Origin of the sequence: Streptomyces sp. NPDC003300, assembly GCF_040610915.1 — a bacterium.
Taxonomy (GTDB): domain Bacteria; phylum Actinomycetota; class Actinomycetes; order Streptomycetales; family Streptomycetaceae; genus Actinacidiphila.
On sequence record NZ_JBEXNE010000036.1, the window covers coordinates 50,334 to 61,298 of the forward strand.

Here is a 10,965-nt window from a genome sequence, read left to right on the forward strand (position 1 = left end):
GGGTTACGGGGCGGCTTGCGAGTGCGGGTCCAGGGGCAGGTACCGGGGCACGTACCGGCGTGGGTTCCGGGGCGGGGTTCGCGGCGGGTTTCGCGGGCGGCTGTGGATAACTTCGCCGGGGTGTCGGTCGGACCTGGCAGAGTGGCGGGGTGACTGCGACAACCCACGAATCGCTCTTTCCCGCGCAACCCGACTCCGCGGACGCGGTGCTCGCCGGACTCGACCCCGAGCAGCGCGCCGTCGCGACGGCGCTGCACGGGCCGGTGTGCGTGCTGGCGGGGGCCGGTACGGGCAAGACCCGGGCGATCACGCACCGGATCGCGTACGGGGTGCGGGCCGGAATCCTGCAACCCGCGAGCGTGCTCGCGGTGACCTTCACCGCGCGCGCCGCGGGGGAGATGCGGGGGCGGCTGCGGCAGCTCGGCGCGGGCGGTGTGCAGGCACGGACGTTCCACTCCGCGGCACTGCGGCAGCTCCAGTACTTCTGGCCGCGGGCGATCGGCGGGGAGATCCCGCGGCTGGTGGAGCGCAAGGTGCAACTGGTGGCGGAGGCGGGAGCCCGCTGCCGGATCAGGCTGGACCGCAACGAACTGCGCGATGTCACCGGCGAGATCGAGTGGTGCAAGGTCACGCAGACGGTGCCGGAGGAGTACGCGGCCGCGGCGGCCAAGACCGGCCGTGACGTGCCGCGCGACCCGGCCGAGGTGGCGAAGATCTACACCACGTACGAACAGCTCAAGCGGGACCGCGGGGTGATCGACTTCGAGGACGTGCTGCTGCTGACCGTCGGGGTGCTCCAGGACCGGCCGGACGTGGCGGACACCGTGCGGTCGCAGTACCAGCACTTCGTGGTGGACGAGTACCAGGACGTCAGCCCGCTCCAGCAGCGGCTGCTGGAGCTGTGGCTCGGCGGCCGGGACGACCTGTGCGTGGTCGGCGACGCCTCGCAGACCATCTACTCCTTCACCGGCGCCACCCCGGACTTCCTGCTCGGCTTCCGCTCCCGGCACCCCGACGCGACCGTGGTCAAGCTGGTCCGCGACTACCGCTCCACCCCCCAGGTCGTCGGCCTCGCCAACGGCCTGCTCGGCAAGGCCCGCGGCCAGGCCGCCGCCCACCGGCTGGAACTGATCTCGCAGCGCGAGGCCGGACCCGAGCCGGTGTACTCCGAGTACGCGGACGAACCCGCGGAGGCCGAGGGCGCCGCGCGCCGGATCAAGGAGCTGATCGCCTCCGGCGTACGCCCCAGCGAGATCGCCGTCCTCTACCGGATCAACGCCCAGTCCGAGGTCTACGAGCAGGCGCTGGCCGACGCCGGGGTGCCGTACCAGCTCCGCGGCGCGGAACGCTTCTTCGAACGGCCGGAGGTGCGCGAGGCCGGGCTGCTGCTGCGCGGCGCGGCCCGCGCGTCCACCGACCCGGAAGAGGCCGACAACACCGTGCCGCAGCAGGTGCGCGCGGTGCTCAGCTCCCGCGGCTGGGCCTCCGAGCCGCCGGCCGGCTCCGGGGCGGTACGGGACCGCTGGGAGTCGCTGGCCGCGCTGGTCCGGCTGTCGGAGGACTTCGCGGCGGCCCGGCGGGACGCCACCCTCTCGGACTTCGTCGCGGAGCTGGACGAGCGGGCCAACGCGCAGCACGCCCCGACCGTCGAGGGCGTCACGCTCGGCTCGCTGCACGCCGCCAAGGGCCTGGAGTGGGACGCGGTCTTCCTGGTCGGCCTCACCGAGGGCACGCTGCCGATCACCTACGCCAAGACCGACGAGCAGATCGAGGAGGAGCGGCGGCTGCTGTACGTCGGGGTGACCAGGGCCCGGCTGCACCTGTCGCTGTCCTGGGCGCTGTCCCGCTCACCCGGCGGGCGCGGCGGGCGCAGGCCCTCGCGCTTCCTGGACGGGCTGCGCCCCGGCTCCGCGCCGCGCGGCGCACGCGGCGCGGGCGCGGGCGGCAGCGGCGGCGCGGAGCGCGGCTCAGGCGGTCGCAAGCGGCGCGGCCCGGTGCTGTGCCGGGTCTGCGGCCGGACGCTGTCCGAGGCGGGCGAGATCAAACTGATGCGCTGCGAGGACTGCCCCTCGGATCTCGACGAGGCGCTGTACGAACGGCTGCGCGAGTGGCGGATGGAACAGGCCAAGGCGCTCGGCCAGCCCGCGTACTGCGTCTTCACCGACAAGACGTTGCTGGCCATCGCCGAGGTCAGGCCGGGCGGCGAGGCGGAGTTGTCGCAGATCGCGGGGGTCGGCGCGCGGAAACTCGACAAGTTCGGCGCGGACGTTCTGGCGCTGTGCGCGGGGGAGGAACCGGGCGGAAACGAGGCCGCCGAAGGATCTTCCGAAGAAACTGAAGAAGAGGCGGAAAAATAGTTTGCGCATCCCGAGGAAGTCCCCATAGCCTTCGGGAGCACGGTCGAGAGCGGCTCTTCCAAGAGCGGGTCTGATCGTGATGTACTAGCAGTCCGTTCCATCCGCACTACGACGCCGAGAGGAGGCGAGCCCAATGATCAGCATCATGACCACCGTGAAAATGACCGATCGTTCGGTCGTCGCCACCTGCCCGCTCGGCGTTTCGCCGCGTGCCACCCGTCTGTCCTCCGCCCTGCTCCCGGTTCTGCCGATCCGTGAGCGGAACGAGCGACCGATGCAGGCGCCCGCGGCAGCGGTAGCGGCGAAGGTTCTGGCGCATGCCTCTGCCTTCGCGGCGGCGGCCAACGGCGCCGGCGCTGGTACCGCCAAGGCTGCGATCGAGGCCAAGGGCGCTATCGACGGCTTCGCCAGCGGCGGCTTCGCCAATGGCAATGGACAGCAGAAGACGCAGCAGTACGGCAAGTGGGCCTTCCGCGGGCTCGAACCCTGGAGTGATCCAGCCTGATAACGCATCAGGTCGGCGCCTCAGGGCCGCGGAATCCCAGACCGGGATCCGCGGCCCTTCTGTTTTCTCTCCAGACAGAAAGCCTGTTCCGCAGGACAGGCAGAAACAGAAAACCGGCCCACCGGCCGGACCGACAGACGAGGAACGAACCAACCGTGCCTACCGCCCAGCACGCCCCGTCCGGACCCCAGCCCGACCTGAACCGCTCGCCCGCAGAAGCACACCACGACCCGGAGACTCCCTTGCTGCCCCTCACCGAGCTCGACGACGAGATCGAGCGACTCGGCGTGCCCGTCCCGTGCCGCACCTACGACCCGGAGGTCTTCTTCGCCGAGTCGCCGGCGGACGTCGAGTACGCGAAGTCCCTGTGCCAGACCTGTCCCGTCCGTGAGGCCTGCCTCGCCGGGGCCAAGGACCGCCGCGAGCCCTGGGGTGTCTGGGGCGGCGAGCTGTTCATCCAGGGGGTAGTCGTGCCCCGCAAGCGGCCCCGTGGCCGTCCGCGCAAGGACGCGGTCGCGGTATGACCGCCAGGAGGACCCGGCCGACCCGGAACGTCAGGAAGGCCCGCACCACCCGAAGCGCCACCACGGCGCATCTGCCCGGAACGATTGACCGCCCACTCACGCTCGACCCGAAGAATCAGGCCCCGATGAACCCCACACTCACCGAGATCCCCGCAGCCCGTACTTCCGACGCCCCCGCGTCGTACCAGAACAGGAACCTCGAAATGCAACTCATGCCAGAAGCACTGGCGCGTGCCCATATGCAACAGCGCCTGTACGAGGCCGAACACGAACGAAGGTCCGTGCGGCTGCTCGCCGCCCGCCGACTCCAGCGCCGTGCCGAACGCGCCTCGCTCCGTGCCCGCCGGGCACTGGCGATGGCCGTCATGCAGTAACCAGTCAGGCAGTTACCAACATTTGACGCGGGGCCGGTCCGAAAGGACCGGCCCCGCGGTGCGTTACGGCGACAAACGCGGCGCATGCGGAGGTATCGTCAACCAGTGGATCAGAAGAACTCTCAGACCACGACCACGACCACGTGCGCCCGCTGCGGCGAGACCCACGATGGCCTGCCGCTGACGTGGACCTGCTCCGTCGAGAACGGACACCGCGTGTACTTCTGCGTCACGTGCGCGCGCCAGCACCTCCGCAGCATCGAGAGCCGCCTCGACTCCGCGTGGTGGTAGCGCGGCTCCCAGCCGCCCGGCCGCCCCAGCACCCAGCCTTCAGCGCTGGCCGTCCGCCGCCGCCCGGCGTCCGTGCCCGCTCAGGCCGACTCCGCCGTGCCCTCGGGGTCGAAGCCGGGGAGCCACGCGTTGAGCTCGTCGCGGAGCCGGACCGTCGCGCCGAGCTGGCACAGCACCCCGACGGTGCTGAGGGTGACGCGGTGGATCAGCAGATAGGAGGGCGGCAGATTGAGCTGCTTGCCGAGCTGGTGCGCGGGTGAGCGCGGGTCGGCGATCCGGGCCGCCTGAGCGCGCATCCACGCCCGGTCGAAGGTGAACTCCTCGCGCCCGGCCGGCTCGATGATCGGCCGCAGATAGTCCAGCACGGCCTCGGCGTCCAGCTTGATCGTCGGCTTTACGAAACCCTCCTGGCGGAGCATCGCGTAGACCTCGTCGGCGTCGCTCTCCAGGGCCAGCCGCAGGGCGGTGCCGATCGGCAGCGGCAGCCCCTCCGGCAGCCGGTCGACGGTGCCGAAGTCCAGCACGCCCAGCCGCCAGCCCTCGGCGGGCCCGTCGTCGACCAGCAGCCGGAAATTCCCCGGATGCGGATCGGCGTGCAGCAGCCCGGTGCGGGCGGGCCCGGCGAACAGGAAGTGCGCCAGGAGCTGCCCCGCGCGGTCCCGCATCTCCTGACTGCCCCCGGAGATCACCTCCGACATCGGCACGCCGTCCATCCACTCGGTGACCAGCACCTCGTCGGCCTGGTGCACCACATCCGGCACGTGGACGTCCGGGTCCTCGGCGAACTCCTCCGCGTGCGCGTGCTGCGCCCTGGCCTCCAGGGCGTAGTCCAGCTCCTCCTCGACCCGCTCGCGCAACTCCACCAGCAGCGGCTTCACGTCCACCCCCGGCACCAGCGGCCCGAACAGCCGTGCCACCCGGCCCAGTTGCGTCAGGTCGGACAGCAGCGCGTCGCCCGCCCCCGGATACTGGACCTTCACCGCGACCTTGCGCCCGTCGCTCCACACCGCCCGGTGCACCTGGCCGATCGACGCGGCGGCGGCCGGGGTGTCCTCGAACTCGCTGAACAGTGAGCGCCAGTCCTTGCCCAGCCGCTCCGCCAGCACCTTGTGCACGGTGCGGGCGGGCATCGGCGGGGCGGCCTCCTGGAGCTTGGTGAGCGCCGCCCGGTAGGGCCCGGCGATGTCCTCCGGCAGCGCCGACTCGAAGACCGACAGGGCCTGGCCGAACTTCATGGCCCCGCCCTTCAGCTCGCCGAGCACCTTGAAGAGCTGTTCCGCGGTCCGCTCCTGCAACTCGGTCGCGACCTCGTCGGCCGGTCTGCCCCCCAGCCGCTTTCCCAGTCCGAGCGTGGCCCGTCCGGCGAACCCGAGAGGGAGCGCCGCCAGCTTCGCGGTACGGGTCACAGCCTTGCGCGGAAGATCAGACATGCGCCCCTCATTTCCCGTCGGTCACATGGCCATTGTGCCCCCCGCCACCGGCGCCCCGTCCCAGCGAGCACCGGTTGTCGTCGGCTCCGCCGCTTTGCCCCCGTCTGCGTCGCCCCAGGTGTCCCGGCCGTCCCGCGCCCCGCGGGCGGTCCCGGCACCGCACCCGCAGCGGCTGTCACCGGGCAGCGCCCTGACCTTGGTGGTGAGCCGGGACAGCGACATCTCCACCCGGCCGCCTACCCCCGGCGCGACCCGTCCATCCAGGTGCGCCAGCACGTGTCCGGCCGCCAGCCCGGCCACCGAGGTGGCCAGCGCGATGTCGCAGGCGGGCACCGCGGGCTGCCGCCCCGACCTGAGCTGGGCCAGCATCCGGGGCCAGGCCGGGTCCTCGTCGGCCAGCCGCAGCCCCAGGCACTCCCCGCACGCCGTCCGACCCGGCAGCACCAGCGGACCGACCACGCCCGTCCCCTCGACCACACCCGTGTAGAGATGCGGCACCCCGGAGGCGACCAGCCGCCGGGACTCGCCCGGATCCGGCGCCCAGGCGTCCAGCCCGTCCCTCGGCGCGATCACCACCACCGTGGCGCCGGGTCTGCCGCGCTCGCCCGGCGTCGTACGCGGACCCGGCGCCGCCCGCCGTACCGCGCCACGGGCCGCCGCGTCCCGCCGGTCCCCGATGTGGTCGGCCGGGATGCCGCAGGGGCCGGTGTCCCACGGCTCGACGCGACCGCTGTCCAGCACGTCCACCCAGCCCACCCCGGCCGCCGACAGCACCGAGGCCACGGCGGCGCCGACCCGCCCGGCCCCGTGCACCCGCACCCGTGCCGCCCTGCGGTGCCGTATCCGGCCCGCCGCCCCGCCGGGACCCGGGTGGACCACCGAGAGCGCCGCCAGATCGGGTCTGAGCCGGTCCAGGGCCGCCGCCCGGTGCCGTACCGCCTCCGCCAGCGCGCCGTGCGCCGCCGCGTCGTCCAGCACGCCGCCCTCGGCGAGCAGCCCCAGCAGCCGTCTGACCTGCGCGGGCCCGAGGCCCAGCGCACCCGCGTCACGGGTCAGCGTGTCGGCGCCGCGCGTGCCGTCGAGCAGGTCGAGAAAACCGGCCGCCGCGCCGTCGACCGGCTCCAGCACCACCGCGTGCGCCGGATCCACCCCGAACTGCACGCTCTCCCTGTCCCGCCAACTGCGGCGCAGCGCGCTCTTGAGCATGGGACGCATGACCGTCACCCCCGTCCATCCGTTCACTCGATCCACCGGGAGGTCCACCAGGACGTCCACCAGGAGGTCCACCGGGAGAGCCGCCCACCGGCCAGCCCGTCCCGTCCATCCGGCCCGCCCGGCGAAATTCCCCATTCCGACTTCCCTCGTCACTCTCCGTAAGCGACAGAACTCAGCATGCCATTTCCCGGCGAAACTCCCGGAGAGTTATCCACAGGTTGTGGGGGATAGTCGTTCAATATGCGTATGAAGCGAGGTGATTCCCATGCGAACCGGCCGGGAGACGGGACTTCCCGGACACGCAGCGGGTAACGTCGAAGGCGTGTCCGCCGATCCAGCGCGTAGCCTCTCCAGCCAGCCCGCAAGCGGCCTACGGACCAATGCGGTGGAAGTGCGCCGCAGTGCCCGCAGGCGCCGAACGGTTTCGGCATATCGCGACGGCGACCGAACTGTCGTGCTGATTCCGGCCCGAATGTCGGCGGCCGAGGAGCAGCGCTGGGTGACCACGATGCTGGAGAAGCTGGCGGCGCAGGAGAGCCGCCGGATGCCCGGCGACGACGAGCTAGCCGCCCGCGCGGAACGGCTGTCCGAGCAGTATCTGCTCGGCCGGGCCGTGCCCGACACGGTCCGCTGGGTCACCAACCAGAATTCCCGCTGGGGCTCGTGCACGCCCTCCGAGGGCAGCATCCGCCTGTCGCACCGCCTCCAGGGGATGCCCGAGTACGTCATCGACTACGTGCTGCTGCACGAGCTGGCGCACCTGCTCGTGCCGGGACACGGCCCGAGCTTCTGGCGACTGCTGGAGAGCTATCCGCGCACCGAGCGCGCCCGCGGCTTCCTGGAGGGCGTCGTGGCGGCCGACCGGCTGCCGCATCCGCCCGGTTCCCGCGAGGAATAGCCGCTGTCGGCACGACCGGTTAGCCTGTCGCCACGTCGGCGCGGCAGCACAAGCGCCGCATCGCGAGCGCAGCAATGAGGGGATGGGGGACGGTCGTATCCATGGCCAGGGAATTCCAGCGTGGCCACAAGGCCAAGATCAGTGATCTGACGGCGGGGACGGATCTGTATGTCGGTGTACAGATCTCCGGCCCCGGCCTGACCTTCGACATCAGTTGTTTCGGGCTCGACGACAAGGAACAACTGTCGGACGACCGTTACTTCATCTTCTTCAACCAGCCCAAGTCGCCCGAGGAGTCGATCCAGCTCCTCGGCGCCCAGTCCGGCGACACCGAGTCCTTCCGCGTCACTCTCGACCGCATACCGGCGAACGTGCACAAGCTGGCCTTCACCGCGACGATCGACGGCAACGGGCAGATGTCGCAGGTCGCCCCCGGTTATCTGCGGCTCGTCGCGGGCGGTGAGGAAGTCGCGCGGTACGCCTTCACCGGCGCGGAATTCACCACCGAACGCGCCGTGATGGTCGCGGACATCTATCTCAAGGACGTGTGGCGTTTCGCCGCCGTCGGCCAGGGCTTCGACGGCGGGCTCGACGCGCTGCTGCGGAATTTCGGCGGCGAGGTGGCCGAGGACGAGCCCGCCGCGCCCGAGCAGGCCGCGGCTCCCGGTTTCGCGCCGCCCGGCGCCGTACCCGGCTTCGCACCCCCGCCCGGCCCCGCGGCGGCCCCCGCTCCGGCCTTCGGAGCACCCGCGCCGGCCGCCCCCGTACCGCCCCCGGCTCCCGCGCCCGCCTTCGGCGCGCCTCCCGGCCCGCCCGCCGCGCCCGCGCCGCAGGGCTTCGCGCCGCCGCCCGGCAACCCCGGCCTCCACCAGGCGCCCACCATGGTCGCGCCCCTGACCGCGCCGCCCGGCCAGGCTCCGCCGGGACAGCCGCCCTTCGGCCAGGTCCCGCCGCCCGGCGCGCCCCCCGCCGCCCCCGGATTCGGCGGTCAGCCGCCCTTCGGCCAGGTGCCGGGCCAGCCGGGTCCCCCCGGCCCGCCCGGCGGCGGCTACGCGGCCCCCGCCGTCCCCGCGCAGAACGCGGGCCTCGCCGCCGCCATGCAGAAGTACCGCGAGACGCCCACCGGCCAGCGCTGGACGCAGCAGAATCCGAAGATGATGCGCGCCGACCTCGGCCAGGGCGGCGGCCAGCCGGTCCTCGCCCGGCAGGGCAGCATGGTGCTCTACCAGGGCAAAGTCGATTTCGGCTACAAGGGTGCCGGTTTCACCGGCCGCATCGTCGGCAACGCCACGGGCCAGGAGATGCAGCTCATGCGCTGCACCGGGGGCGGCCAGGTCTTCTTCGCGGAGAACGCCGCCTATCTGCACCCCATCGAGCTCCAGGGCGACGCCATCTGCGTCTCGGCGGAGAATGTGCTGGCCTTCGACGAATCCCTCCAGCACGAGGTGCGCAGGATCGAGGGGCACGGCATCCCCGGCGGCGCCCTGTTCACCATGCAGTTCCAGGGCACCGGCACGGTCATCGTGAAGACGCACGGCACCCCCGTGGTGCTGCCCGTCACCCCGACCACCTACGCGGACAGCAACGCGATCGTCGCCTGGTCGGCCGCCTCGCAGGTGATCGTCTCCAGCCAGGTGCGGCTGCGCAGGACCGCGTATCCCGGCCACAGCGGCGAGACCGTGAACCTCCAGTTCCGCGGCGCCCCCGGTAATTTCATCGTCGTCCAGCCCTACGAGGTGTGACCCGCCATGGACCAGCAGATGATCGCGGGCTACGCACCGGCACCGGTGGCCGCCCGGATGGAGAACCACGGCTCGTCGATGCTCAAGGTCGCCATGGTGACCGGCCAGGACCTCTTCGCGCGCACCGGCTCGATGGTCGCCTACGAGGGCTTCGTGCAGTACGAGCCCAACCCGCCCGCCGTACGGCAGATGGCCTCGGCCTGGCTGACCGGCGAGAGCGCCCCGCTGATGAAGTGCAGCGGTGACGGCCTGCTCTACCTCGCCGACTACGGCGCCGACGTGGTCTGTCTCAATCTCAACAACGAGTCGGTCTCCGTCAACGGCACGAATCTGCTCGCCTTCGACGCGCACCTCACCTGGGGTGTCGAGCGGGTCAAGGGGCTGGCCAAATTCGCCGGTCAGGGCCTGTTCAACGTCGGGGTCAGCGGTCAGGGCTGGGTCGCGGTGACCTCGCGCGGCACGCCGATCGTGGTCGACTGCGGCAGCGGCGCCGACGAGACCTACGTCGACCCGGACGCGCTCGTCGCCTGGTCGTCGGGGCTGAAGATGAAGGCCAAGCGCAGCTTCAGGGCCGGGGCGCTGATCGGCCGCGGCAGCGGGGAGGCCTTCCAGATCGCCTTCTCCGGCCAGGGCTTCGTGGTCGTCCAGCCCAGCGAGGACAGCACTGACCGTCTCCGGATCCGGGGCTGAGGGGGAGCGACACCATCATGCAGAGCCCGCTTTTCGCATTCACCGAGGTCCAGAACCAGGACCACTACACCCTGCAGAATTCCTACCTCCTGCGGGTCCGCCTCGACGGCAACACCGGCCCTGACTGCCTGGCCCGCAAGGGCTCGATGGTCGCCTACCAGGGCATGATCGAATTCGACGGCGAGTACCAGTCGCAGGGCCAGCGCGGCGCCCGCCGCCACACCGGCGAGGGCCTCGACCTGATGCGCTGCTCCGGGCAGGGCACCGTCTACCTCGCCAACCTCGCCCAGCAGATCCACATCCTGGACGTCGACCACGAGGGCCTGACCGTCGACAGCGCGTACGTCCTCGCGCTCGACTCCGGGCTGCACTGGGACGTGATCGCGGTGGACAGCCAGTTCGGCCTGTCCGGCACGGGCGCGTACAACCTCAACATCTCGGGGCAGGGCAAGGTCGCCCTGATGACGTCGGGCAAGCCGCTGCTGATGCCGGTCACGCCCGACAAGTACGTGTCCTGCGACGCGGACGCCGTCGTCGCCTGGTCGACCAGCCTGCGCGTCCAGATGCAGGCCCAGACCAGCAGCTCCTCCGTCTTCCGCCGCCGCGGCAACACCGGCGAGGGCTGGGAGCTGAACTTCGTCGGCCAGGGATACGTCCTGGTCCAGCCCAGCGAGCTGATGCCGCCGCAGAACGCGGTGATCGGCCAGGGCGTACGCGCCCAGTACGGCATGGGCCCGCAGGGCCACGGTCAGAACCAGGGCAACATCTGGTCCAACTGACCTCGCCGCACGAAGGCCGCCGACCTCGTCGTACGAAGGCCGTGAAAAGCCGCACAAAAGAGGTGGCCGTTCAGGAGCAGGGGCTCGGCCAGGGTGAAGCACTGCTTCTCCAGTGGGTGGTGTCCCCAGCAATTCGGGAGCGTCTACCGCAGGCGCCGGC

At 71.6% G+C, this 10,965-nt stretch carries 11 protein-coding genes; 9 read left to right on the forward strand and 2 right to left on the reverse strand.

Annotation, left to right across the window (positions count from 1 at the left end; genetic code table 11):
- Positions 1-149 precede the first annotated feature (149 nt).
- The 5 genes from ABZX65_RS33205 to ABZX65_RS33225 all read left to right on the forward strand — a co-directional run bounded on the left by ABZX65_RS33205 (position 150) and on the right by ABZX65_RS33225 (position 4,051).
- Positions 150-2,357, forward strand: a complete 2,208-nt coding sequence (locus tag ABZX65_RS33205; protein WP_355348674.1) for an ATP-dependent DNA helicase UvrD2 — start codon at positions 150-152, stop codon at positions 2,355-2,357.
- 133 nt (positions 2,358-2,490) lie between these two features.
- Positions 2,491-2,862 (forward strand): hypothetical protein, encoded by a 372-nt coding sequence (locus ABZX65_RS33210; RefSeq protein ID WP_355348677.1) that lies wholly within the window; start codon positions 2,491-2,493, stop codon positions 2,860-2,862.
- Between the two features lie 197 nt (positions 2,863-3,059).
- Positions 3,060-3,386, forward strand: a complete 327-nt coding sequence (locus tag ABZX65_RS33215) for a WhiB family transcriptional regulator (protein ID WP_317452820.1) — start codon at positions 3,060-3,062, stop codon at positions 3,384-3,386.
- Positions 3,387-3,511: 125 nt separating this feature from the next.
- A complete protein-coding gene (locus tag ABZX65_RS33220) occupies positions 3,512-3,760 on the forward strand; it encodes a hypothetical protein (protein WP_188283322.1) in 249 nt (82 codons plus the stop codon).
- A gap of 105 nt (positions 3,761-3,865) precedes the next feature.
- Complete coding sequence (locus tag ABZX65_RS33225) at positions 3,866-4,051, forward strand: hypothetical protein (RefSeq protein WP_223187396.1); 186 nt, start codon at positions 3,866-3,868, stop codon at positions 4,049-4,051.
- 80 nt (positions 4,052-4,131) lie between these two features.
- On the opposite strand, the gene ABZX65_RS33230 is transcribed toward ABZX65_RS33225, so the two are convergent.
- Positions 4,132-5,481, reverse strand: a complete 1,350-nt coding sequence (locus ABZX65_RS33230) for an AarF/ABC1/UbiB kinase family protein (protein ID WP_355348681.1) — start codon at positions 5,479-5,481, stop codon at positions 4,132-4,134.
- Positions 5,482-5,502: 21 nt separating this feature from the next.
- Positions 5,503-6,696 (reverse strand): ThiF family adenylyltransferase, encoded by a 1,194-nt coding sequence (locus tag ABZX65_RS33235; RefSeq protein ID WP_355348684.1) that lies wholly within the window; start codon positions 6,694-6,696, stop codon positions 5,503-5,505.
- 265 nt (positions 6,697-6,961) lie between these two features.
- Between ABZX65_RS33235 and ABZX65_RS33240 the strand changes: the two genes are divergently transcribed.
- From ABZX65_RS33240 to ABZX65_RS33255, 4 genes are all read left to right on the forward strand, one after another.
- On the forward strand, positions 6,962-7,594 hold the full coding sequence (locus ABZX65_RS33240; RefSeq protein WP_355348687.1) for a M48 family metallopeptidase: 633 nt from the start codon (positions 6,962-6,964) through the stop codon (positions 7,592-7,594).
- 101 nt (positions 7,595-7,695) lie between these two features.
- A complete protein-coding gene (locus ABZX65_RS33245; RefSeq protein ID WP_355348690.1) occupies positions 7,696-9,336 on the forward strand; it encodes a TerD family protein in 1,641 nt (546 codons plus the stop codon).
- A gap of 6 nt (positions 9,337-9,342) precedes the next feature.
- Positions 9,343-10,026 (forward strand): AIM24 family protein, encoded by a 684-nt coding sequence (locus ABZX65_RS33250; RefSeq protein ID WP_188285752.1) that lies wholly within the window; start codon positions 9,343-9,345, stop codon positions 10,024-10,026.
- Between the two features lie 17 nt (positions 10,027-10,043).
- Positions 10,044-10,805, forward strand: a complete 762-nt coding sequence (locus ABZX65_RS33255; RefSeq protein WP_355348694.1) for an AIM24 family protein — start codon at positions 10,044-10,046, stop codon at positions 10,803-10,805.
- The last annotated feature ends 160 nt before the right edge of the window (positions 10,806-10,965 follow it).